This is a genomic window from Nostoc sp. CALU 546 (assembly GCF_048836525.1).
Genome location: NZ_JAWJTF010000013.1, coordinates 95,426 through 121,301, shown reverse-complemented (window position 1 = coordinate 121,301; position 25,876 = coordinate 95,426). Strand labels below are relative to the sequence as shown.

The 25,876-nt window shown below is 40.9% G+C and carries 21 protein-coding genes; 19 read left to right on the top strand and 2 right to left on the bottom strand.

Annotated elements, in window-relative coordinates; translation table 11 throughout:
• The first annotated feature begins 126 nt into the window (after positions 1-126).
• The 4 genes from RRG12_RS09500 to RRG12_RS09485 all read left to right on the top strand — a co-directional run bounded on the left by RRG12_RS09500 (position 127) and on the right by RRG12_RS09485 (position 4,645).
• Entirely contained in the window at positions 127-1,245 is a 1,119-nt protein-coding gene (locus tag RRG12_RS09500) for a hypothetical protein (RefSeq protein ID WP_069069547.1), read from the top strand.
• A 204-nt stretch (positions 1,246-1,449) separates the two neighbouring features.
• Positions 1,450-2,181 carry a hypothetical protein gene (locus RRG12_RS09495; RefSeq protein ID WP_420759082.1) on the top strand — a complete coding sequence of 244 codons (732 nt, stop codon included), beginning with the start codon at positions 1,450-1,452 and terminating at the stop codon, positions 2,179-2,181.
• 17 nt (positions 2,182-2,198) lie between these two features.
• Entirely contained in the window at positions 2,199-3,833 is a 1,635-nt protein-coding gene (locus RRG12_RS09490; protein ID WP_420759081.1) for a TrbI/VirB10 family protein, read from the top strand.
• Positions 3,830-4,645, top strand: coding sequence for a hypothetical protein (locus RRG12_RS09485; protein ID WP_420759080.1), 816 nt, complete (start codon positions 3,830-3,832; stop codon positions 4,643-4,645). The genes RRG12_RS09490 and RRG12_RS09485 overlap by 4 nt, the downstream gene beginning before the upstream one ends.
• 41 nt (positions 4,646-4,686) lie before the next feature.
• Here the strand turns inward: RRG12_RS09485 and RRG12_RS09480 are convergent, their stop codons facing one another.
• Positions 4,687-7,383 carry an ATP-binding protein gene (locus RRG12_RS09480; RefSeq protein WP_420759079.1) on the bottom strand — a complete coding sequence of 899 codons (2,697 nt, stop codon included), beginning with the start codon at positions 7,381-7,383 and terminating at the stop codon, positions 4,687-4,689.
• Positions 7,384-7,846: 463 nt separating this feature from the next.
• Between RRG12_RS09480 and RRG12_RS09475 the strand changes: the two genes are divergently transcribed.
• The 15 genes from RRG12_RS09475 to holA all read left to right on the top strand — a co-directional run bounded on the left by RRG12_RS09475 (position 7,847) and on the right by holA (position 24,480).
• The gene (locus tag RRG12_RS09475; protein ID WP_420759078.1) at positions 7,847-9,295 is read left to right on the top strand and encodes an ATP-dependent DNA helicase; all 1,449 of its coding nucleotides are present in this window, start codon (positions 7,847-7,849) and stop codon (positions 9,293-9,295) included.
• A gap of 605 nt (positions 9,296-9,900) precedes the next feature.
• Complete coding sequence (locus RRG12_RS09470; protein WP_322684220.1) at positions 9,901-10,260, top strand: hypothetical protein; 360 nt, start codon at positions 9,901-9,903, stop codon at positions 10,258-10,260.
• 206 nt (positions 10,261-10,466) lie between these two features.
• On the top strand, positions 10,467-11,747 hold the full coding sequence (locus tag RRG12_RS09465; protein ID WP_420759077.1) for an AAA-like domain-containing protein: 1,281 nt from the start codon (positions 10,467-10,469) through the stop codon (positions 11,745-11,747).
• 130 nt (positions 11,748-11,877) lie between these two features.
• Positions 11,878-14,229, top strand: coding sequence for an AAA-like domain-containing protein (locus RRG12_RS09460; protein ID WP_420759076.1), 2,352 nt, complete (start codon positions 11,878-11,880; stop codon positions 14,227-14,229).
• A 596-nt stretch (positions 14,230-14,825) separates the two neighbouring features.
• Positions 14,826-15,902 carry a hypothetical protein gene (locus tag RRG12_RS09455; protein WP_420759075.1) on the top strand — a complete coding sequence of 359 codons (1,077 nt, stop codon included), beginning with the start codon at positions 14,826-14,828 and terminating at the stop codon, positions 15,900-15,902.
• Between the two features lie 185 nt (positions 15,903-16,087).
• Complete coding sequence (locus tag RRG12_RS09450) at positions 16,088-16,534, top strand: DUF1257 domain-containing protein (RefSeq protein ID WP_420759074.1); 447 nt, start codon at positions 16,088-16,090, stop codon at positions 16,532-16,534.
• Between the two features lie 3 nt (positions 16,535-16,537).
• A complete protein-coding gene (locus RRG12_RS09445) occupies positions 16,538-16,744 on the top strand; it encodes a DUF2997 domain-containing protein (RefSeq protein WP_420759073.1) in 207 nt (68 codons plus the stop codon).
• A gap of 45 nt (positions 16,745-16,789) precedes the next feature.
• Positions 16,790-17,047: a hypothetical protein gene (locus tag RRG12_RS09440; protein WP_104902201.1), complete on the top strand. Its 258-nt coding sequence runs from the start codon at positions 16,790-16,792 to the stop codon at positions 17,045-17,047.
• Complete coding sequence (locus RRG12_RS09435; protein ID WP_420759072.1) at positions 17,044-18,660, top strand: AAA family ATPase; 1,617 nt, start codon at positions 17,044-17,046, stop codon at positions 18,658-18,660. The genes RRG12_RS09440 and RRG12_RS09435 overlap by 4 nt, the downstream gene beginning before the upstream one ends.
• Positions 18,661-18,764: 104 nt before the next feature.
• The gene (locus tag RRG12_RS09430) at positions 18,765-19,316 is read left to right on the top strand and encodes a WGR domain-containing protein (RefSeq protein WP_420759071.1); all 552 of its coding nucleotides are present in this window, start codon (positions 18,765-18,767) and stop codon (positions 19,314-19,316) included.
• 207 nt (positions 19,317-19,523) lie between these two features.
• Positions 19,524-20,975: a DNA polymerase III subunit beta gene (gene dnaN, locus RRG12_RS09425; RefSeq protein WP_420759070.1), complete on the top strand. Its 1,452-nt coding sequence runs from the start codon at positions 19,524-19,526 to the stop codon at positions 20,973-20,975.
• Between the two features lie 301 nt (positions 20,976-21,276).
• On the top strand, positions 21,277-21,423 hold the full coding sequence (locus RRG12_RS09420; protein ID WP_420759084.1) for an element excision factor XisH family protein: 147 nt from the start codon (positions 21,277-21,279) through the stop codon (positions 21,421-21,423).
• Positions 21,411-21,764 carry a XisI protein gene (locus RRG12_RS09415; protein ID WP_420759069.1) on the top strand — a complete coding sequence of 118 codons (354 nt, stop codon included), beginning with the start codon at positions 21,411-21,413 and terminating at the stop codon, positions 21,762-21,764. Before RRG12_RS09420 ends, RRG12_RS09415 begins: the two co-directional genes overlap by 13 nt.
• A 242-nt stretch (positions 21,765-22,006) precedes the next feature.
• Positions 22,007-23,494, top strand: a complete 1,488-nt coding sequence (gene dnaX, locus RRG12_RS09410) for a DNA polymerase III subunit gamma/tau (protein ID WP_420759068.1) — start codon at positions 22,007-22,009, stop codon at positions 23,492-23,494.
• Positions 23,491-24,480: a DNA polymerase III subunit delta gene (gene holA, locus RRG12_RS09405; protein ID WP_420759067.1), complete on the top strand. Its 990-nt coding sequence runs from the start codon at positions 23,491-23,493 to the stop codon at positions 24,478-24,480. The genes dnaX and holA overlap by 4 nt, the downstream gene beginning before the upstream one ends.
• Positions 24,481-24,769: 289 nt before the next feature.
• Here holA and RRG12_RS09400 read toward each other — a convergent pair whose 3' ends face one another.
• Complete coding sequence (locus RRG12_RS09400; RefSeq protein ID WP_420759066.1) at positions 24,770-25,756, bottom strand: M23 family metallopeptidase; 987 nt, start codon at positions 25,754-25,756, stop codon at positions 24,770-24,772.
• Between the last annotated feature and the right edge of the window lie 120 nt (positions 25,757-25,876).

Genomic DNA, 25,876 nt, shown 5'->3' with positions numbered 1-25,876 from the left:
CTTCTCTACGAGAGGCTGCGCCCTAAGCGGAGCTATGCCGCAGGCTTTATGGGACGATCCGCAAACTTATTCTTTATCCGTAAGTCCTGTCAATTTTAGCTGCGATCGCTAACGCTTTTGACACTCATGATCCACATTATTGCTCAATCATTTCCAGTAACAGGCGGAGAATCCGATGCCCTAGAAATTATCTCCAGTTCTTTAGAACTTTCTCGCGCCACAGTTGAGTCGTGGAATACCGTCTGGCTAGTTACTTTAGATCCGCTCGGTTCGGCATTATGGATTGGCTTGATTAAATTGGGCATCACCTTGGGAGCCGCCAGCATATTATTTGTGGCGTTGACTACTGGCAAGGAAATCATTGAAAAGCAATCATGGTCAGAACTGGCATCAATCTTTGTTTGGCCCTTCGTGATTATGATTTTTTTGGGGGCCAACGGCAATATGCTGGCGAAGACAATTACTGTTATCCGAGGCTTCGCTTACAACCAAGTGCAAAGCGTTCTTCAGCTTCAAGTTGGTGAACTAACATTTCGAGATGCTATTACCAATGTGGCAATTAGCAGTATTGCTAGACAACAGCTAGAAAACCTCTATAGCGAATGTCAAGGAAAAGTCGGTACAGAGTTAGTTGAATGCTGGAACTCAAAGCAAGCCCAGGCACAGGCAATTGTTACCAAAGCTGAAGAGCAAGCTAAATCTCCACTCCAACCACTACGAGATTTTGGTAGTTTTCTCTGGAATAGAACTTTGCCTGGTCAAATCGGTACTGCTGTTCAGTTTGCCAATGATCCAGGTAGTGTGTTTCGAGATACTGCCATCCCCATTATTCGCTTTATCCTGTATGCCCTGCAATGGGGCTTTGTAAATATTTTGGAAGCTGCTCTGCTGCTGACGGCATTATTTGCACCGATCGCAGTTGGTTTATCTTTACTGCCATTACAAGGTCGTCCTATTTGGGCGTGGCTGACAGGGTTTATTTCCTTGTTTGGCGTTCAACTTGGTTACAACATTTTAGTAGGTTTAGCAGCCGTCGTCCTGGTGAAGTCGGGTGCTGAATTAGCATCTGATGTCGCATTTTTATGTTTCCTGAGCATCTTTGCACCAGTGTTGGCGGTATTGATAGCTGGAGGTGGGGGAATGGCAATCTATAACGGCATTTCTGCCAATGTCAAAGGCTTAATCGATATTTTTAGCAGTGCCATTGGAACTGCAACCAGTATTGCTCTACTCCGCAGAGGGTAATAAGTAATCGGACAGAAATATTTAGACGGTCATGTGATGAATCATACAACGAGGGCATGAAAATTAACCTACCCTCATCCCTAGTCCCCAGTCCCTAGTCCCTATTTTCAAGACAGGCATCAGAAATTTCCAAGACGAATTAAAAACCTTTAACACAAGGCTGTTCGGTGGATTTTCAAACAATACTACTTATGCCAATTTGGTATGACTCTGCAAATTAAACGACTTCAAGCTCCATTGCTTCCAGAAGCCAAAAACCTTCTAGCTGTTTGCTTTATCTGCCTAACTGCATTTAACGGTCTGATATTTTTGTTGACTCTATTCACCGCTTTCAGGGTCAATAAAATTGCCGATCGCAAGGCGACCTTTGCCCAGTTGGTAAATGGCGAGACAATCTACATTTCTGAGCAAGACCGCAACTGGCGCTATCCAGCTGTAATTCAAAAGGTAGTTAGTGATTGGACAACCCTAACATTTAACTGGGATGACAAACTCACTGGCACTAATCAACCAGACCAAGGCATTCAAGTTGGTAGGAATGGGCGGATTCCCACAAATACTTGGTTTGCTTCCCTGCTGCTAGAACCGGAATTTGCCAAAGCTTCTCTACCGAAGATTGCCGAATTAGTTCCTACCAGCTTCTTTTCAGGTCAGCTGCGTAGCACCACTATTATTTCCTATCTGTCAGAACCGAGAGCAGTACGACCTGGGGAATGGGAAATAGACATGATTGCTACCCGCATTTTAGTTGACCGAACTACTGGTAGAGATGAGCGTATTCCTTTTAACCGCACATTTACCGTCCAAGCAGTGGAGATTCCCCGATCTCCTTTAGGTAAAGATGCCCCCTTGGTAGAACAGAAAATTTATGAAGTGCGATCGTCTGGACTGCAAATTACCAAGATGGTTGAGTTCAATTCTCAGCAACGACGCTAAAGGAAAAGGGTAGAATTATGACCAATTCAAATCAAAACCATGAATTTGACTACCTAAACGAGAACTCTGCTGATTATTCGTCAGAATTCAACAGTATTAACGGCAATCATCGCTCTAACCAAGCCACTTTGGTTGCTGATGATGATATCAGCCCTGAAGAGGAGCAGTTGTTGGCAGGTTATAACCCTACTGCAAATCACCTCATTTCCGAAGAATATCGCTTGAAACAAGATGCAGAAGGAGCAGTAGAGCGACCGTTAGCAGAAAAACCTAGTGTTCGACTAGGTTCAGTAGTTGCCTTAGTAGGAATCGTTATTGGCTCTATAGCACTGATCTGGTTTGGATTTCTCCAACCGAAACCTCCTGTAAAACAAGTAATCCAAACCCCTACTACATCTCCAAAAGACGAACCAGTTTTAGATGAATCTGCCGAATTGAAAAGCAGATTAGCGTTTCAAGACCAACGGCAACAACTAAAAGTGGAACCTGTTGCGGCTAAATCCCCAAGTCCAACTCTACAAAATAAACCCAAACCAACGCCATCTCAACCTCCCCAGGCTTTTTCACCGCGCACAACTCCTACATCACGCATAACACCAATAACTCCTGTAAGAATTTCTCAACCTGCGCCCCCAGTAGTGCGGTATATTTCTCCAAATCCTGTAAGTTATCAAGCTTCAACACCAATACGACAGCCTGAAAGTAATGTCGATCCTTTCCAGCAGTGGAGCCAACTAGCTAGCCTGGGACAGTCGCAAATCGGTAACTCTAAAGTAGCTGAAACTCAGTCAGAAGTTGCTGTTAACACTCAAACTCCAACAGGCTTGAAACCAACAGCTAGGACATCCATTTCCACTCCTGAAGACCCTGGTATTCAAACAGTTTTAATTGGCTCCAAAAGCACTGACAGTAAAACTGATAACTTGACTCCAGGAATGGTAGGTATCCTCAATCGCACCCCTGTAGCTACAACCAATCTCAATGTCAATGAAACTAAAGAGGTAGCGCTGGGTACATCTGTCCCAGGTAGAATTATCATGCCGATGATTTGGGATCAGGGAGGGAATAATCAGAGCGATCGCTTTGCTATCGAGTTAACCAAACCTCTCACAGCCACAGATGGCACGGTGGCACTCCCGGCTGGTACTGTTTTAGTAACGAAAACAGTGGCAGTAGGTAAAAAGAATAACTTAGTATCTGCAAGTGCGATCGCGCTTATTTACCCTGACTCCCAAGGCACAGTCAAACAGGAAACTATTCCGGCTGAGACTTTGTTAATTCGTGGTCGAGGACAGCAACCGTTAATTGCTAAAAAGCTGAATGATGTGGGGACAGATATTGCCCAACAAGATTTATTAGTTGGATTACTCAGTAGTTTGGGTAAGGTGGGAAGCATAGTGAATCAGCCCCGTACTCAATCTAGCACTGTTGTTTCTAGCGGCACTTTTAACCAAAGTACTATTACTAGTAACTCTAATCCTCAAATTTGGGCGGCGGCGCTAGAAGGCTTTTTTAGTCCAGTCAGTGAACGTCTGTCTAGACGCTCTGACCAAACAGTGCAGGAATTACTACAACGTCCCAATATCCAGTTTTTACCTGAAGGTACAGAAGTCTCAGTTGTCGTCAATAGTTTTTTAAAAGTTGAACGATGAAACAATTTGCTACTCTTATCATCGGCACTAGCACATTACTGCTCAGTGTGACAGCACCTGTTGTACAGGCACAAGCACAAACTCCTGCATATCGCTTGATTGAACGGGATATGGCTGCAAGCAATAGGATTCAGGTTCAAATTACTCCAGGACGTGCTACACCTATTAGCTTCACTCAAACCGACGAGGCGATCGCCTACATTTTGGTAGCAGACCCTTCACGACTCGTCTACACCACAGATACAGATTTAAAAAGCGGACGCGCTACAACCATTTTTCTGAGGGCAATCCAACCGTTAAAGTTTCCAGGGGCTACCACTACTGCCATTACTAACTTACTTGTCCAAACTGTAGACAAAACGGGACAAAAACGACTCTACAACTTCGATATCGTTCCAGTGCGTAGAAACACTGGGTATGTTGGTATTCAGATTGCAAATGCGTTGGTCGTACCCCTACAGGGAAGCAAGCTACGCGCAGCGTCTCCGATAGGCTTCGGTACTGCACGTAGACGCCGAACAGCTTCTGAAAGTAGCGCAATCGCTGGACAACAGACACTATTAATAGATAAAAATCGCAGAGCGAGAGTAGATGATATTGAAACCGGGCTGAGAATTGCTATTAATCGGGGTTACACCAACAAAAGCGATCCAGTTGTTCCTAAAGTGCAGCAAGTTTTAGACCTATTGCGAAATAGCAGAGTAACAATCCCAGAAGCAGCTACATCTGTTGGTGTTCCAGTTGAGGTTATTTCTGAATTAGGAAGAATCGCCTTAAATGACCATCTACTCAGACTAGGACAGCAACGCTAGAGGTGATGCACTGGTTAAAATAGAAAGGAATTGACATTTAATCAAGTTTTTAATACCTCAATGATCTTGTCCACGAGTTCCATTGGCTTAATTGGCTTGGCAATAAAAAGTTGAAACCCTGCTTTTAAAATACGTTGCTCATTTTTGGCTTCAGCAAAAGCAGTGAGAGCGATCGCTGGAATTTGTCCCCCTTGCTCTATATTGCGGGAGCGAACCTGACGAATCAAGGTAAAGCCATCCTCATCTGGCATACTGATATCACTAATCACTAGAGCAGGCGATTGCTGTTCTAAAAGTGCCAATGCTTCTTTTACTGATGCTGCCACTAATACATCTGCTCCGGCGCTCTGGAGGACAGTCTGCATTAACATCCGAGCATCTGCATCGTCATCCACAACCAGAATGCACAAGTTCTGCAATTGGGCAATTTTCTGATTGCCATGCAGCAATTCTCCTAGTACTAGTTCCTTATTACTCAACTGCTTTGTCATTGTCACGATAGGTAGTCTCACCGTGAATGTCGAACCCTTGCCGAATCCTGCACTGGCTGCTGTGATATTGCCATTGTGGAGTTCTACAATTGTGAGAGCGATCGCAAGTCCTAGCCCTAATCCACCAGCAGAACGAGTAGTGGAAGCGTCACGCTGACTAAACCGTTCAAAGACGAATGGTATAAATTCTGCTTCTATGCCTCTCCCTCGATCAATAACAGTAATCTGAGCCTGAGACTCAACTTGTTCCAACCTCACCTCTACACTTTCATTCTTGGAACTAAACTTAATTGCATTTGAAAGCAAATTCCAAACCACCTGTTGTAAACGAATGGCATCACCTAAAACGTTGGACACAGCATCAAGATGTAACTTAATTTGAATGCCCTTTGTTTCGGCTGACAATCGAATAGTATCTGCTGCTGACCGAATTACACTTGCTAGGTCAACAGGTTCGATTTCCAAATTCATCTCGCCCTTCTGCATCCTAGCCAGATCCAGCAAATCGTCAATTAAGCGAACTTGTAGACGGGCATTCCGCTCAATCGTTTCCAGTCCCTCAATTTTCAGTGCTTCATCCATCTCATGTTCAGTTAGCAATAGTTGCGCCCAGCCGTGGAGATTATGCATGGGAGTACGTAACTCATGAGACAAGACAGCGACGAATTCATCCTTGACTCGATTTATTTCTGCCAGTTCCTCAGTCTTTTGTCTCAGTTCTTCTTCTACACGCTTTTGTTCGGTGATATCAATGCCGATTAAAAATGCGGCTCTGTTCTGGTCATATTTTTGAGCCACAATTAAATAACTACGATCTGCGCTTATGGATCTCAACTCATATAGTGCTTCAGATTGATCTCCAGCAAAGAAATTTTGCACGAACTCACGAAACCCATTACCATTAGCTAAAAAACCAATATCCTGACCAACAAAAGCTTCGGGAGACAAATAAAAACTATCAGCTAAGTGCTTGTTGACACCTAGATAGCACAAATCGGAACTGACCCAAGATACAATTCCAGGTACAGCCTCCAATACAGTCTGCAACTGAACTCTAGCAGCTTGCAATTTTCTTTCTGCCTGATTGCGTTGGGTAATATCTAGAAATATACTTACACACCCCCGCACTTTTCCATCTTCATCAAATAAAGGGGCAGCATACTGCGAGAGATTAATTCTCACACCATCATTACGAACCACCTCAATCTCAGAATCTAGTATTTCCACACCATGAGTGGTAGCATATTGCATAGCTAGTTCTTCTGGAGCTAGTTCTCTGCCTGACTGGTAAACTTTAAAGTTAGTTGGACGTTCATCATTAGGAGCGCTGAGAGAGGCATTTGCGTCAACAGGTATGCCAAGCAGTTTAGCAAGAGCCGGATTAGCTCGAATAGTGCGGCATTCTGGATCTTCTGCAATGCCAATGCCAGTTGGAATCACCTCTAACAAAGTTTGTAGTTCTTTAACTCGTCGATTTAAAGCTTGGTTTAACTTGATAATTTTTGCTTCTGCTTGTTTGCGGTTCGTGACGTTTTGGAAGATTGCCAAACCCGTCATAATTTTGCTATTTTCATCTTTGACTGGAAAAGTTTGTATTAGATAAACTTGATTGTTATAAGGGATTTCAATACACATTGGAGTACCCTGTAAGGTACTACGGTAAGCTGGTTCTATCAGTTCGTAAGTCTCAGGGAGAACAGTTTCGTGCAGCGTTTTACCTTGGAACTCTTCTTTTGCTAAACCAAAAATTTGCAGTTCTGTACCCTCAGCACCCATAAAGCGCATATCTCGATCAAAGAGAAAAACTACTCCATTGGGTAGATTTTGGGTTAATGTTCGGTATAGTTCTTCACCTTGACGAAGTGAACGCTGACTCTGTAATAAATCTTTTAGATTAATTTGGGCTTCTGTTTTGTCAGTATCTGACTGCTGTTTGCTTGACTGAAAGTTAGCAGTTAGCGCACTGATTAATAGACCCTCAGTAACAAATAATACAAATTCCAGACCATCGAGAGTAGAAGATGGGTTTGTAAAAAAGTAATGACTAGCTAAAGTAGCCAAAAACACTGATGTCAATCCTGAAATGATACTACCGTACCAAGTACTTATAGCGATCGCAATCAGCCACAAGCTGAAAGAACTTGTGATTCCAGTTAGATGCTCTAGTCCCAGCTTTACTAGCAAGGTTACTCCCACACTGAAAAATGCAATCCTGTAGGGCAGGTATTTTTGTTTGATAAATAACATAGAGATGGGAGCAACGGGATTTTGTGAGGCCGGTTAAAAAATGAGCGATGTCTACGGCGGGCCACGCCTACGCTAAAAACTATTTTCAGTGTAATAAAATTTTTAGTATATTTAAATACGTATCAATGCGTAATTAGGTCTAATGTATGGTGACATGCGCGAAAATTTGTAATGACAAGAATTCAAGTAGGATTTCCGAGTAGCAATAATTTTAAGATTGAAGATGTTTACCTTCATGGAAAAATATATATGTGCAATTTCAGATTTCACTAAATCATCTGAATCTTAAAAAACTTTGGCGTTGCATAAATGCGGCATTAATTGGCGGTTTCAACCATTGAAAATTTGTTCTAAATTGTCCGGAATTATCCCATGATTCAGCAACAGCAAAACTTTTAATATATTGATTTATGATGATGCCGAATGGATATAGAAACATATATTCCTCAAACCAGAAGGAGTATTGTTTTTCGGAGAAGTAAAACCAACAGCTATCGCTGCATTGAGTGGATCAATTAATGGAATTAGCGAAGCGATGATGATCCAAACACTTCCTACTTTCGCTGCAACAAGTTCTTTTCCATTTCAACTCACCCAACAGCAGCAAAAAGCTTTAGATGCAATGTGGACATTTATACAGCCAACCGTGATGGCTGCTTTATTTCTGCTGGTTGGCTATGCGGGAACCGGCAAGTCAACTATTGTTTTCCAACTAGTTAAAGTTCTTGTCGCTACGGGTAAGCGAGTTGTACTGACTGCACCCACTAATAAAGCTGTAGGTGTGCTGCAACGCATGGCGGCAGAAAATGGCGTAACTGGGGTAGAATTCTTCACCATTCACCAGTTGTTAGGACTGGGTATGGTAACTAGAGGTAAAGAGAAAGTACTTGACCAAACAGGGCCTTCTTACATCAATCTATTTGATGTTGTCTTTATTGATGAATGTTCCATGATTGGCAAACAACTCTGGCGCTGGATTGAGGATGTTGCTAACCAATCATCCACCTGGACAAAAATCAAAATTATTCTCATGGGCGATCCAGCACAGTTAAATCCAGTTAATGAAGGAAAATCCCCTAGTTTTCAAGTGCCAGATAAAGCAGTATTGACTCAAGTTGTGCGTCAAGGAACTGGTAGTCCCTTATTAGAGTTTGTCACTGCTTCTCGCTATGCAGTCACCAAGAGCAAGTTTCCTTTTGAGCCTTATGCCAAATATCTGCCTGATAAAAGTAATGGGGCGCTGATGGTTAAACGTCAAACTTTGCTGCGCTATGCCTGCAAAAAGATGAAGAGAGAATTTGCTCAAAACCCAGATTGTTTCCGAATTTTATCCTGGACTAATACTCAAGTTGACTTTTACAATCATCAGATTCGCACAAATTTATATGGTGAAAATCTCAATCGCTTTATTCCTGGAGAAAGATTAATCACCAGAGATCCTGTGATGGCTCCTGATGGTAAAACTACGATTCTTTCTACATCTACAGAGTTTACTGTTTTAGATGTCTTTGGGGATCGTTACAACAACTATGATACTTGGAGGTTAAAGGTAGAGACAGATGAAGGGATTGTGCGTCAAATCTATGTTCTGCATGAAGATGAGCAAAAACAATTTGACCAAGAAACCAAACGCTTACTCAAAAGTGCCAAGCGTAGTCCCTTTCTGTGGAAGCAGTACTACAAACATTTAGAGCAGTTTGCCAACATCAGAAACTGCTTTGCATTAACTGTTCACAATAGTCAAGGTAGCACTTTCTTAGAAGCGGGTATTGATGGTCAAGATTTGAGTAAGCGACTTTATCCAGAACGAGGAGATGACAGTAAGGCAGTACTGGCAAAGATTAGAGAGTTTAATCGTTTGTACTATGTTTCTAGCTCACGGGCTAGACAACGGATATTAGTTATCCGGTGACAATGGTGTATAGGAATCTCGACCCTATCAAACGGAAATAGAGGCTGAAAAAGCTTACCTTATATAAGGTTTAGCTTTTTACTTCTCTGTTTTAGCCAAACAGGGAAAGAGATATTTCCGCGATCGCACATCCTCATATCTGCGTTGATTCGGCGACTTGCACCCGAAGACAGCAGGCTCGCTTTTTCCATTTTACCAACTTTCGGTGATTAGAGATCGGGTAAGCTATCTAGTGTAGACATATGACGAAACTCGATGCAGCAAAGGTTAGCGTTACCGCCAGTATCCCCGATTCTTATCGTTTTACCAACATTCGGTTATAAATTGGTAAGGTTTTTATTCGGTATGTGGTGGCAAACGTCAGCTTCGCTAATCTTACCCCATCATAGGAAGTGCGTTGAAAGTAAGTAATAAATCGATAACTGGTCACAAGTAATAATTAAGTCGGAAGTATCCCCAGTCTATTCTAAATTATCGCTACTGTTTGATGGAATTAAGCAAAATTAAATGAACCGAGGCGCAAGACGAGTAGCCGGATTTAAATCTGAGCATCGATAGTTCTAATTTGACCTAAGAGTTCATCAAACATCAAAGGGAACCGAGTGATGAAACATAACATTATTAAAGCAGACAGCAATGTAGACACAAACCAAAATCTACTTCTAGCAGCAGATTCATCAGGGACTGTACTATCAAAGCCAGTTTCTCAAGATGCGGAACCTGCACACTTAAATAAGGAGAATCTCCATGAGCCTGTCACAAATGTGGGAACGCCTCTGCAAAATGACTGCTGGATTTATCGGATTGTAGTTAGCGCATTGGCACTAATTATACTATCATGCATCGGTAGTGCGGTTTGGTTGCAATCCCAGGATAAAGAAATTCCTGAAATTTTCATTGGACTGGGAACAGGAGCGTTAGGTGGTTTGGCGGGACTTTTGGCACCTACCTCCTCTAAAGAATAAATGCTCTGGCTGCGTAAATTTATTTAACCAACGAAAAAATAGCCTCAGTTCGTTTTTGAACTGAGGCTATTCTTTATTTTATGTCAAAAATTATACTTAAGTCCGCATCTCTCTTATATGACTTATGATTGACTTATAACTGAGTTCCTCTATGGTGCATTTATACAAATGTATGATAAGAGCATTCTCCCTATAGGAATCCTGCGATGGGACGCTCAGTAAGAGTTGCTAAACAATTTATTACTAAAGTTAAAAATGCCGTTAAGCGTCAAGGATATCCACGCTGTAAGGATTTGGCGGAAGATGCAGGGATTTCTCTCTCTACTGTTAGCAATTTTCTAAATGGCAGACCTGTGGATTATCTGAATTTTATAGAACTTTGTGACAGGTTGGGACAAGATTGGAAAACCATACAGGATACTAATTCCAACGAGAGCGAAGACACCTTTTTGTGTGAAGATTTGGTTCAGATAGAAAATGATTCAGAGGAGGTGGGCTTTATTTATGTTGAACGTCCTCCCATTGAAGAAACTTGCTATCAGACGCTTTTGCAACCTGGTTCTTTGTTGCGGATCAAAGCACCTGGTTTGCGCGGGAAAACATCACTCATGGCGAAAATTCTTCCTCAGTTGATGCGAAAGGGATATCGCACTGTGTGTTTAAATCTGCATTATGCAGAGACAAGTTTGTTTACTAACCTAGAGAAACTGTTGCAATGGTTTTGTATCAGTGTGGGTAAAAGCTTGGGGATGCCAAACCGATTGGGTGATTACTGGGATGAGGAATTTTCAAGCCCCAAAATGAACTGTAAAGAATACTTTGAAAAGTATCTTTTAACAAAATCAGCAAGTCCCTTAGTTTTATATTTGGATGAAGTAGAGCGGATTTTCCCTTATCAAGAAGTAGCTTCTGATTTTTTAGGACTATTGCGAGCTTGGCACGAAGAGGCGAGAATTTTTAATATCTGGAAAAAATTGCGGTTGGTAGTTGTTCACTCTACAGAAGTTTATGTTCCCCTAAAGGTGAATGAGTCCCCATTTAATGTAGGTGTACCAATAGATTTACCTGATTTTAATAGCGAACAAGTCCATCATTTGGCACAGCAGCATGGACTTGATTGGGATTTGCAACTGGTAAATCAGTTAATGACAGTGGTAGGAGGACATCCTTATTTAGTAGGGGAGGCGTTTTCTTTTCTTAAGGTAAATCGCCACTTGACACTAGAAAAATTGCTACAAACTGCCGTTAGTGAAGCAGGTATTTATAGCAATCATCTGCGGCGATATTGGTGCTTAATTGAACAGTATCCTGAATTGGCAGAAGCACTGAAAGAAGTGGTAATGGCAACTGATGAGGTACCTCTACCACCAATGCAGGCATATAAATTACACAGTATGGGATTAGTACATCTTAGGGGAAATGAAGTGACAATTGGGTGTAATTTGTATCGAAAATATTTTAGCGATCGCTTTGGATTGATTCCCTGAATTTTGTTTGTGATTTTTTAAGACGAGTTAGGTGCAGCCGTAACCCAATATATACAATCACAACAACTAACGATAGTACATTAAGCTCCCAAAGGCGCACCCTATAATGTTCAAATTAACTTGATTTAATATGAACACCAAATCAACATTAATATATCAAGTAGGGGGTAGCTTACCTGTTGACACCCCTAGTTACGTTTACCGCCAAGCAGACGAAGAAATTTATCAAGCACTAAAAGCAGGGGAGTATTGTTATGTCTTAAACTCCCGACAAATGGGCAAGTCTAGCTTACGAGTGCGAACCATGCAAAGGTTGGAACAAGATGGGATTCGCTGTGCGACGATAGATATTACCGTCATTGGTTCCCAACAAGTTACGCCACAACAATGGTATGGTGGTTTAATAAGACATCTTGTCAACCGCTTTTTACTTTCAGAAGATTTTAACTTGCGAACATGGTGCAAAGAGCGAGAATTCCTTTCACCCGTACAATGTTGGGCAGAATTTATCGAACAAGTGCTGCTACAACAAATTTCTGAAAATATAGTTATTTTTATTGATGAAATTGATAGTCTACTAGGATTCAGTTTTAAAGATGATTTCTTTGCTGCTATCCGCGCTTTTTATAACAACCGCACGGAAAAGCAAGAATACCAACGTTTGACTTTTGCACTGTTGGGTGTGGCAACTCCCTCAGATTTGATCGGTGATAAAAATCGCACACCTTTTAATATTGGTAGAGCAATTCAACTGTGTGGTTTTAAGTTAGAAGAAGCAACTCCTTTAGCGGCGGGATTGGTGGAACAGGTAGAGAATACTCAAGCAGTGTTAGAAGAGATTTTGCAGTGGACAGGGGGACAACCCTTTCTCACCCAAAAGGTATGTAAGCTATTAGTAAATAGTAAATGTGGAATTGGCAAACCAACCAATAATTCGCTCTTTGCTGTTCCCTATTCACCATCCTTAATTGATAATTTAGTGCAATGCTATATTATTGAAAACTGGGAATCTCAAGATGACCCAGAACATTTAAGGACAATACGCAAGCGAATTTTGAGAGATGAAGAGTCTGCTGTAAGGCTACTGGGAATGTATCAACAAATTCTGCAACAAAAAGAAATTATAGCAGATGGTAGTCCCGAACAGATTGAAATGCGGCTATCAGGTTTAGTAGTAGAACAAGAAGGTCATTTAAGAGTTTACAACCGGATTTACGAACAGATTTTTAATCAAAAATGGGTTGAGCAGGCTTTAGCAGATTTACGACCTTATGCTAAGGCGATTGCACTCTGGGGTCCTTCCAATTATCAGAATAAATATCTTTTGCAAGGACAGGTTTTACTAAGAGCGCATGAATGGGCAAAAGGTAAAAAATTGAGCAACCAAGATTATGATTTTCTATTAGCTAGTTATCAATTAGAGAAACATAAGTCAAGAAAAAAGCTCCTTGTAGGAGGAGGGACAATTCTAGCTATCATTAGCATTAGCTTTTTGCTCTTCTCTGTAACAAAAATACTTTACCCGTTGAAGATAATTACAAATAATATAACTACTGCGTGTACTTCAGATAAACCTTTTCCTGGCAATACCGTGTGCCCTAAACTTGCTGATGTGCCCAACGTCCCTGCTGGTTTTTACAACTATGGAGGGTCTACAACTTTTGCACCGCTGCTATCGTCGTTTGTACAAGAACAGATAACGAAAAGTCATCCCGAATTTCAGCTGCGTTATACCGAGCCATCACAAGGGGAAGCACCTGGGTCTGGGACTGGAATCAAAATGCTTTTAGATGGTCAGCTAAGTTTTTCACAATCTTCTAGACTATTGAAACCCACTGAGTTAGAAAAAGCCAAAACGCTAAACTTCAATCTGAAACAGATTCCTGTTGCGCTTGATGGCATTGCCATATACGTCAATCATCAATTGCCTATCCGTGGTTTAACCTTATCTCAGATAAAGGATATTTTTACAGGGAAAATCACTAACTGGAAACAAATTGGCGGTCCCGATTTAAAAATTACTACCTTGGGTCGTTCTTCAAATTATAGTGAGGTCTCACAATTGTTTGAATCCCAAGTATTACAAAACGAAACCTTCAGTCATAAATTCATATCAGTGGAAACCACTACAGATTCCGTCAGACGTGTTGCCCGAACTCCAGGTAGTATAAGCTTTGGTTCAATAACAGGGAGTATTGGTCAAAACTCAGTAAAACTTTTACCTGTAGCCAGCAATTCTTCTGAGCCTTTCGTATCCCCCTGTGAAAACGAAGTCGTCTGTACAACCATCAATAAAAAGGCTTTGATTGAAAAATCATATCCCTTGACTCGCCAACTCTTTATAGTCATTAAACAGAATGGCGGCGTAGATGAACAAGCAGGCATAGCCTATGCCAACTTACTCTTGAGTGATGAAGGTCAAAGATTAGTAGAGCGAGCGGGTTATGTGCCCATTCGCTCGGAATTTGCTGATAATAAGTGAAATGTTTTGATAACAAATTGGGCTCAATATAGGCTTCGTGAACCTTGGGTATTTTGCTAACTTAGGGTCATAAGTTGGTATTTAAGTTCTGACTGGATTAATTAGTAATTCTGTACTAAGCTATGTCTGCTTGTAGCCTTCTTATGTTTGGGTAAAATGGGAGAGTTAAAAACCTGACATTTGTATAGGATAAGCTTTTTCAGCTTCTATTTCCGTTTCAGGGTGAATCTCGGCTCAATGCCAAATTCCGATTAATCATTCGTCAACAATGAGAACCCCTATTTATCTAATAAATCCGGGTTCTGTGCCTTGTGAAAATTACAAATCAAATAAGCTAATGAGCATTTAAATTGCATGAAAGTAGGGCTTAAGGCCTTACTACAAGCGAATAAATCTGGAAAAATAAATGGCCATTAGCTTATGATTGCTAGATTAATAAATCGAAATAAATAATGTCTTATTAAACGTTTGCTCACTTTAATAACTGCTTATTAACTATAGAAATCTTGCCTTTTTTTTAAATATTTTAACTAATAAAAGGTAAAGCTTACGCTTTATTTTACTGAAGTTAAAAAACATTATTTTTCATAGTAAATATGGTAGAAGCAGTGATTACCAATTCAAGCGAAACCTTTCTGAAAGACGCTGTTGTTGAAAGATATAATCTCTCTAAGCTGAATAAAACTCGCATCCGTTTTAAGATTCAGTTAAAGAAGACAACCAAGAGTAATGCTCCAAAATGGACAGATGTTCTCAAATATTCTCAAGATGAACAAGAATCTGACTTAGTGAAGGTCACAACCTCAGAATTTGGTTTAAAGGGCATCAAAGTTTTCAAAGCTTTAGACGAAGCAGCAAACCAATTAAGGCAAGAAATTGCTTCAGTCCAAGAATGGATGAATTATGACAATGGTGATTGGATTTGTTCTATAGACTTAGCGCCCTTGGTCTGGAATCAACTAATCGTAATTCGAGATAATATTGCACCTGTTTTACGCACTCAACTGAAAGAAGAGTATGAAAAGGGGTACGCAGACTATCAAGAACGTATTGACAAATTTCTCTCACTCAATGCTTGGCAGTTATCTGTAGAACAACAACAAGAAGTTAAGCAGAACTTAGCCAAAGCTTTTCCCTGTTTAGAGGAACTAGAGGACTATTTACAAGTAGTAATTGGTCGTCCTGTCATTATTCCCGCCATCAGTGAACAATTGTCAGAGAAACAAGCTGAATGCTTAGGGCAAATAACTCGGTTTATCGAACAGTATGACAGAAATTTAGAACAAACACTGAGGGAATCAGCGATCGCAGGAGGCGAACAACTAGCAGCCCAGTTGCTCGAAGATTTGAGCAATTGGGAACCAGGACGAAAGCCTGTCAACTTCAAGAAGAAGATGGAACGCCATTTCAAGAAAGTCCAAATGCTTTTGGCTAACGCCAGTTTTGAAGCAGGTAGCAGCCTTGGACAAATGATGGCTCATCTAGAAAATGTTCTCGAAAACGCTTCTGTGGATGCTAAAAAGCTGGATTCACAAGGGCGTTCTCAGTTACAGGAAAAAATGGATGAAATTTGCTCCAAGCTTTTGGATGAACAACGCCATCTCCAACGATTAGCAAGTGATGAGGGTATGGGCTTAACCAAAGCTACAGCGATGTCTCTCAAACTTCGCTAGAAAAAACAATCAAGAACGTGTCTGTATCGTCGTTGATCGAAAACGAGGTGTGGGTGTAGAGGAAGACAATACGCCCACACTTCCCAAGCTTGCTACGGAACTGAGAGGGGAAGGAACTTTTTGCTTCCTTGTCTATCACCACTGTTCCCATTAATTTACCAGTCCACAGTATTTAGAGGTAGGAAATGTCACATTTTTCAACTGTCACTACAAAACTAACTAACCGTGAATGTTTAGTACAAGCTCTACAAGATTTGCAGCTTACCGTTCAAGTTTATGAAAAACCACAATCCCTGAGAGGTTATTACGACGACTCCCAGGGGAAAAGTGCTGAGATTGTTGTCCCTGGCCGTAGTTTAAGTGTCCGCGCAGATATCGGGTTTAAGTGGGATCAGGAGGCAGGGGTGTATCAACTCATCCATGATGCCTATGAAACTGTACCCCGACTAGGAGAAGACTTCTTTTCGCACACCTTAATACAAGCCTACGGACAGAAGATGGTTCGCGCTAAAGCAGCCCAGTTACAAGAACATCTGGGAGAATGCACCATCACAGAACAAACCAATGGTCAGGTACATACTTTGCGTCTCGCATTTTCAGCACATCAGCAAACTCAACAAGTACGGAGGTAACTTATGGAACGAGCAATATTGATACATTTTGACACTGTTACAGGCGAAGTGAAAATAGAAGCCGAGGGATTTGAGGGATTGTCGTGCCTAGAAGCAACTCAACCCTTTGAGGAAGCTTTGGGTGTGGTAAAGGGCGATCGCACTTACAAACCAGAATCTCAGCAACAGCTTCGTAGCATCATTACTCATCAACAACGACTGCACCAATAAACATTCGATGGGGGAACGAGGAAAATCCCCCTGCACAATTTTTCTATGAGCGAACTACCTGAAGATTATCCGATGCTCCATATTTACCCCTCAAAAGGAGCGCGGCAACCAGTAATTATCAAAGGAAATGCGGAGGGACTGTGCGCTTTAGTCAATGCCCTAATTTCCGCCATTGCTCATCCAAATTCTTCTGGAGTTGCTGAAGTGTTTAACGGCGATGCCGAAGTTTACGAAGTAGTCGTGCATCTTGTTACCACTCACGAAAAACTTTCTCCCGTACCCGATCAAAATTCGCAACAATGAAACTATCAAACCTGATTACCACCATTGACTCTCAAATACCCATCGTGGCAATAGATGTTCTGTCCCCCGAAGAAGCCACTATCATTCAGTGGTTAACTACTGAAGTGATGGACAAACTTAACAGTCCTGTGTACTTCTGGAATTTGGGAGTTTCCGGCTTGGAGCAATGTCTGATTGCTGACGACGGTGGACTGGTGTTCAAATCAGTCGAGACGTATAAAAAGCCTCATAACATAGACCCTTTAATATATGTGTTCGAGTACATCAACAATTTCGGCGGTAATGGGGTTTTCATCCTGGGCGATGTTCACCCTTTTGTCGGTAAAAACTCCCTGCAATTGAGTTGGGAAATCCTCACCAGAGTAAAAAATTTGTACCATCGCCTCAAACCGACTGAAAAGCGAATTGTGTTTTTAGGTCAAAACATTCAATTGCACGAATCCCTACTGAGACTAATTCCTTGCTGTGAAGTTCCTTTGCCCAGCATTGAGCAAATTCAAGACCACTTAGAATCATATTTACTGTACTTGCAAGAATCTGCCAGTGAGCAAGAGGTAACTTTTACTGTATCTCTCACCACTGAAGATAAAGAAACCTTGGCAAGAGCAGCATTAGGGCTAACCTTGGAGGAAATCAGCGACTTTCTCCGGCTCACTGTTAAGGAGCGATTAACTTCTAAAGGTATAGTAATTGATGCTACTGTCATCCCTTTGGTTGTGGAATACAAGACCCGCCTACTGGCTCAAATGGGTATTGAATTAGGTAAACCGGCAACAATACCGTTTGGTGGACTAGACCTGTTGCGGGATTGGTTGCAACGCCGCCGCCGGTTATTTTCCCAAGAAGCGCGATCGCTAAATCTACCCCAACCTAAAGGTGTGTTACTAGCAGGGCCACCAGGAACAGGTAAATCGATAGTGGCGAAAAACATTGCAACCATACTCAATCTTCCACTGCTGCAATTAGACATTGCCTCAATGCTTGGTAGCCTGGTTGGAGAATCTGAGGGCAATGTCCGCCGCGCACTCAAGACTGCTGAAGCGATCGCACCCTGTATCTTGTGGATTGATGAGGTCGAGAAAGCACTTTCAGCTAATGGCGATACCTCTGGAGTATCACAAAGGATTTTGGGAAATATCCTCACTTTCATGTCTGAGTGTACGGCGGGGGTGTTTGTGGTGGCAACTTGTAATGACCCAACAGCGCTGCCTATTGAGTTCAAGAGGAAAGGGCGGTTTGACGAGAATTTCTTCGTTGACCTACCTACTGAGTTGGAACGCTGCCAAATTCTTAAGATTCACTTAGAACGGTTTGGTATAGAAGTTCCGCAGGAATATTTAGAGGCGATCGCTGCTGCTACTGACAAGTTTAGTGGTGCTGAGTTGGAAACCCTGGCATCAGAAGCAGCACTACTGGCTTTTGATGAGGGAAGACCTCAGCAGGTTACACTGGCTGATTTAGAAAATTGCCAACAAAACATCACCCCTTTAGCTGTTCAAGATGCTGCTGCTGTTGAGCGGATGCAGTCTTGGTCAAAGATTGCGCGACCAGCTTCCAGTCCTGTGCAGGTGTCTAAGAAAGGTCTTCGTACTTCTAGGTTCCGTACTAATTAGGTATTCCCAAATTAGTACTGATTTGAAGCTTTTGTCAAATGAACATCTGTTGTTGAGATATTCATTTGACATGGCAATACTTTACTCTAAATTATGTCAAAAATATGGAAATTTACTTAATATTCGTAGATGCGGCTCAGAACAGTAACAAATTCTGGAGTGCAAAAGTTGAGCAAAGCAATCTAACTGTTGAGTGGGGTAGGGTAGGCTACAAATCTCAGCAAAAAGTACACTCTTTTGGTAATTATCAACAAGCAGTTTCTAAATTCCACAATCTCGTGGCTGAGAAGAAAATGAAAGGCTACCGAGAAAGCCAACCTCAAATTGATAGTACTTCTGATTCTCTAGAAATCAAAAGAGCTATCCAATTACTGGAGATTTTGCGCCCTTATGTAGCACAAAGACAATTTGCCAATAGAAATTATCTAGAGGCATTAAACCAATATTTAAAAATAGTTCCTACACCTTTAGGAATGAAAATAGACCCGTCTCGAATATACCGCGATGTGACAGATGTTGAACATCAACTATCACTGCTGAACTCTTTGTTGGAAACTGATTCTGTGCTGGCTGATAACACTACAGAAGAATCTGCTAATAATAGCAAAGTTATCAGTTTAAAAAGCATTGGAAAGAACTTTTGGAGGCATTTGTAGAAATAATTCAGGAGCAGAGCCAGATATTCCCAAAGCTACGATCAGAATAAAGGCTTACCTGAGAGCGGTTAAATGGGATATATCGGTAAACTTCTGTATGTCTCACAGAGTAAAAGCATCTGATTCAAAGCTTCACAGCTTCACAGCCTTTATTTTCTGCTATCGCAGTCACCTTTCTAACAATGACGCAACCAGAAATAAATCATCATGACTCAAACAGCATCGAAACAAAGGTTAAAGCCTGCAAATCAGACAAAACAAACAAGTGTAGCTAATCCTAAAGGCGAAAATGAAGTATCAGCAAATATCCCAGAAATATCTACAGGTAAAAAGAAAAAATCTACATCTCCTGATGCTGATACTTCAACTGAAACTATCTCAAATAAGCGTACTAATAAACGTTCTGCCAAATCAGAGTTAAACTCTCAACCACTTATAGAATCAGGAATGGAGGTAATCTGCTCACAAACTAAATTTCACGATGCACTCTCTTTAGTTAGTTGTGCTACCCCAGCTAAACCTACCCATCCTATTCTTGCTAATGCTCTAATCATTGCAGATATCGAAACACAACAGATACATTTAACTGTTACAGATTTAGCATTAACAATTCAGGCAAGTTTTGAAGCCCAGGTGTTGCTCAAGGGTGAAATTACTGTGCCAGTAGAAATGCTATTTGAGATAGTTAAGCATTGCCCTAATGGTAATATTAGCCTCAGTAGTCAGACTCAGATTATACAGCTTATTGATGAGGAGAAGCAAACAAAAGTTTGCTCTCTCAGTTTATCTGATGCTGATGGAAAATATGAAATTAGAGGCATTATTGCTGAAGAATTTCCACCTAGTTCTACAATTGATGCTACTCCCATTGCTCTGCCAACAACAGTTTTCAAAGATGGTTTGAAAGGTGTAATTTATGCTGTAAGCACTGATGAAAATAAATATATCTTGACCGGAGTTCATATTCAACTTACACAGGAGAAGTTAAAGTTTATTGGTACTGATGGGCATCGAGTCGCAACCACTGAACTTTCAACTCAAGGAATTGGTAGAAAACCCCGCAAACAAGTAGAATCTTCAGAGATACAATTTACTATTCCCGGTCGAGTCCTCAAGGAACTAGCACGTAACTTGGATGATTCTGTCGAATTTATTAATCTGTTGTATGATGCCCAAAATAATCGCTTGGGTTTTGCTTGGCAAGATATTATCCTCAGATGTCAATGTTTGGAAGGAACTTACCCTGACTGCGAACAGCTATTGGCAAGATTTAGCTTTGACCGAGAAGTAATCCTAGAAAAAGCATTCTTAGTCAAAGCATTAGAACGCTTATCTGTGTTAACAGATAAAAAAGAGAAAGGTATTTACTTACAGTTTGATGGAAGTTTGCAGCAGCTACGACTATCAATTGAACGGGAGTTTGGCAAAGGCGATCAGGTTATTGCTGCTCATCTACCATCAGAAATGTCATTGAATATTCAGTTTAACCTCAAGTATTTAGTAGAAGCAGCCAAGGCAATTCCCAGTTCTGCTATCAAAATGCACTTGCAACAATCAGATCATCCTGCCATGTTGGTTCCTTATGGAGATAGACCAAATCCAGAACTGCAAATGGAAATGCGTCAATTCTTATTGCCACTGTACACTCTAAATGCTTAATAAGTGTTAACCGCAATCTTGAAGTTTTGTAGGGTGTTTTGGATACGAGTGGTGTTTATTTTAGACGGGGATTTGAGGAACTCTGGACAAAACTAAGAATATGAACGAAAATCCTCGATTTTGACAAATAGAAACTGTGCATTTTGGCGGCAAATATCCGACTATTTGCCGCCAAAATGCTAAATTTATCCAGTTTTATCAAGAAAAAAGGAAGCAAAGCAGGGTGCAAGAAGGAAAGATAGAAAAGTATGTTTTAGAATCTAATCGTTACCCAATATGGTAAACACTTTACAATCAGAGTATTACTCAGCTTTATTTAGCTGTTGATGATGTTGTCTATGAAAACTTTTTTCAACGTAAATCTGTACAAGCAGTCATCAATGAAAATCACCTACTGTTAATAGTTGTAAATACAGAGAAGGAGAAAATTCGGCAATGGATAAGCTAGAGCAATACCGCAATGCTATTAAGAAGATATTAACTGAGTATTACGAAACTACTAATACTCAAGTCATAAAAAATACGGGAGTTGAAGTAAGCGATCGCTTGGCTTTTGATGAAACAAGAGATCAATATCTTTGGTTTCGATTTGGCTGGGATGACAAAAAGCAAATCCAGTATATTATCATCTATCTCTGCATTAAAAACGGCAAAGTTTGGGTGGAAGAAGATGCAACTAATTTATGCGTTGTTGATGATTTGCTATCAGCCGGAATACCCCAAGCCGATATTGTTTTGGGTTTCCACCATCCCAGTAAACGAGGTTTAACAGAATTCGCTACTGCTTAAGGAAACAGGTAAAAAAGAGAAAATTAGCGTTTTATGAGCCAAGGAGATGAAGTTTAAAAGTGCTATAGCTTGGTTGTAAACCCCATAAAATTCTCCACCTGTTTCAACGTTTAAATAATTAGGCATACTCAACTTCTGGTATCGGTAAATCTTACTGGAATTGAGCAAATCAGGCTACTTTGGATTCAAAATTACACCCCCTTAACAGGGGTAAGGGCGACAAATTAAGGTTAATGAATCCTATGTCTACAGTCGCCCTACATCAAAAATATCGACCCCAGACAATAGCCGAATTAGTTGGACAGCCCTACATCAAAACTGCTCTGACTAATGCTGTAAAATACCTACAAATTGCACCAGCTTATTTATTCACAGGTTCTAGAGGCACAGGTAAAACCTCAACTGCTCGGATATTTGCTAAATCCCTCAATTGCCTCAACACTAAAAAACCAACTGACCAACCTTGTGGTATTTGTCAATCCTGCCGTTCAATTGAAACCAGTAATAGCCTAGATGTCAGTGAAATTGATGCTGCTTCTAATAATGGTGTAGATGATGCCCGTGCTTTAATTGAGCGCAGTACCTTAGCGCCAGTTGCAGGACGTTACCGAATTTTTATTCTCGATGAGTGCCATTGTCTAACCGGTAACGCCTTCAATGCCTTACTTAAGTGTATTGAAGAACCGCCACCTCATGTTGTTTTCATTCTCTGCACAACAGAACTGTACAAGGTGTTACCTACCATTGTTAGCCGTTGCCAAGTGTTTAATTTCCGCACTTTGTCTGTTCAGGCAATTGTAAAGCACCTCGGTATTGTAGCAGATGCAGAATCTATTTCTATTGATGATCAGGCACTAACAGCGATCGCACGACTCAGCGATGGTGGACTCAGAGATGCACTGCAATTACTGGGTCAAGTGAGTCTTTTAGATGAAGATATCACTGCCAATCATGTCATGGAAATCGCTGGTGGTGTGACAGAAACAGAATTAATGTCAATTTTACAGGCAATATCCACCAACAACACCTTTAACTTGCTGCAAGTAGCGAGACTTCTAGTGGACTCTGGTAAAACGCCCAAATTGATTCTCTCCAACTTACTGCAAACATACCGAGATTTACTGATTATCAAGTCTGCACCCAAAGAGCAATCCCTACTAACTGGTTGTGTTAGCTATGCTCAACTCAAGGTTTTAGCAAATCACTGGAATTTCGAGACGCTGAATTTGTCCCTAACAGAGTTACAAAAAGCAGAAAACTATCTTCGGTACACAGTAAATGCTGCTGTATGGCTAGAAGTTTGCTTACTGAACCTGATGCCCAGTTTATTTCCTGTCAGTGCAACCAAGACGCTAACTACTAAACCTGTAAATGACGGCAAGTTGCTACCAACAGTTGGAGTATACACCACAAATAAGGTGACAGCTAAACCTGTAGATGACAAATTGTTACCAGCAGTTGCAGCCCAAACTACTAACCTGGCTCAAATTTGGCAGCAGGTGATGGATATAGCTAAACCTAGTAATCAAAAGCTGTTGGCTCATGCTCATCTCGTTAAATTGCAAGGTGACAAGGCAATTTTAGAGGTTACACCAGCTTACCTGAATAAGTTTGAGAGTAATAAAGAAGCGATCGCTAAAATGCTGCAACGAGCTACCCAAAGTCAACAACCAATGACTGTGTTAATTAAAACTGCCAACAAGAGCAGTAATGGGAGGGTAAAAGCATGATTGTCTTGCTGACAGGTGACGACCAACACGCTATTCAGGAACAGCTAAACCAATACAAAGCAGAGATTGATTCCCAATGGCTCACACTTTGCTATCACCGATTTCCAGCCGATCAGCTTGACCGAGCTATCAGCGTAGCTCGCACTCGTTCCCTGACTGGTGGTAAAAAACTGGTGATTGTGGAAAATTGCCACCTCAAGCAGTGGGGTGATACTGAGTTGTCAACTTTGCAGCAGCTTATTCAAGTGCCTGAATTCACAATTTTGCTGTTTGTCGCCACCAATGTAGATAAGCGCCTGAAGATTTACAAACATCTTGTCAAGTATGCCAAGTTATTTGAGTTTCCATTGATACCACCTTGGCGTACTGATTTGATTGAGAAGGCGATCAGTACTCAGGCTAAAAAAATCAAGCTGGTGCTGTCAAAGGATGCAGTGGAATATCTAGCAGAAGCAATTGGTAACGATATGACTCGTGCAGCCACAGAGTTACGCAAACTGTATATCTATGGTAATGGCAGACAACTGGAGCTTGCAGAAGTAAAAGAGTTAGTGCCATGTCAGACTCAGAATAGCCTACAACTGGCATCTGCTATTCGCCAAGGAGAAAGCAATCAAGTTTTGCACCTGCTGGATGATTTACTGTCACGCTCGGAACCATTAATGGTGATTGTTGCTACTCTCCTAACGCAGTTTAGAACTTGGCTGTGGGTTAAATCAGCGATGTCTGCGACGGGCTACGCCTACGCTTCTGGGGTTAAGAAAGATAGTGAATTAGCTCAACTGTGCAGTATCAGCAATCCTAATCGCATTTACTATTTGCGTCAGGAGGTAGCAAATACAAGCATCAATGCTTTAGCTAAGGCAGTAACTATGATGCTGGATTTAGAGATGTCTATTAAGAGGGGTGCTGATGCGAAGGATTTACTGCCAGTAATTCTTGGTGTTAGTAGGTTATTTAAGTTAGTTTTATCAACAGAAACTTGACGGATAATTTTGGATTTTAGATTGGATACTTGATTTCTGTCTAAAATCCAAAATCAGTTGTTTAAGTCAGTCAAAAGAGAGTTTTTTAATTCCTAAATAGTAATAATTCGCGGTGTAACTATGGAGAAAAATTGAGGATTACGGGTAATAATCAACCAGAAATAAAGAGAAAAATAATTTGCCCATATTTTTTAGCAAAAATCTATTTTTAATTTTCATATTTATCTTTAATTAATGGCAGCAGCCAAGGCTTAATTTGCCAAAGCTGTTGTTGATATGCCAGACTTAATTAGCGACGTGCTGCATCACAAAGGTACTTTCCCCCTGTAGCATCAAAACAAGAAATTCGTTGTTTTTCAGCTTCATTTGTTATAATTGGCTCTAGTGATACAACGGTGTAATAAGTCACTCCAGCAAGAGTTGAACCGTCTCCATCAAGGTTGTAAAAAGTAACGGTGTTTCCTGTCGCGGTTAATGGTGGTGCTGGGAAATATTTTGCTGGATATCCGTTAACAGCTGGCCGCCAAGTTTGAACATATACAGTTTTCCCGCTTAAATTGGTAGCGCTGATAGTGAGGTCAAGATTTAAAGCTGTAACAGTAAGCTTGCTGCTGGGTGATACAAAAGTAATTTGATTCGTTAGCTGGTTAGTGGTGCAGATATTTTTGCCATATTGCATTGTTGTACCAGCACAAGCAATTGTTGTACCGTTCTTCAAAACATAATCATATCCAGATACAGGATAATTACCGCTACCAGGTGGTTCACTTGAATCTTGCTCTTGTGTTAATTGCCAATTTCCAAAATAGAAGCCAATAGGACTAAAACTCTTTTGTTTGTTTACTGTATTTTGATCATAAAGCCAGAAATGAACATGATGGGCATTAGAACCACCACAAAGTGCAGTAGTACCAAGCTTAGTTTGATAAGATACTTGTTTACCTTCAGTGATAGTAGAGTCTGGCTTCACATGGTGATAACCGTGGTAAAGTCCATCAGCACGTTTAATTATAATCGTACAATTATCAGTTACTCGATAAACTGTACCACTATCAACAGAATATACATCTCCTGCTACACCATTAGGTGTTCCAAAATCAAGACCGTTGTTGATACTGCCATGTAAATCCTGACTGTATTTCCAGGTTTGCCCAGTTGCCCATGGAAACCCCTGTACTCTCCTATTTGTAAGCTGTGCATTTGCCAGATGGTTACTTACTCCAGGGAGTAGTATGGCTGCTAATGCGATAATTACAGCTAGACTTTTTGTCTTCATAATTCTCCACAAATTAAATACGGATCATACCTATGGAAAGCCAAAAAACTTTAAATCATGGATGGTTGTAGTATTTGGCTGACTACGGGACTTTTATCTCCGTGAATTTATTAAAACAGA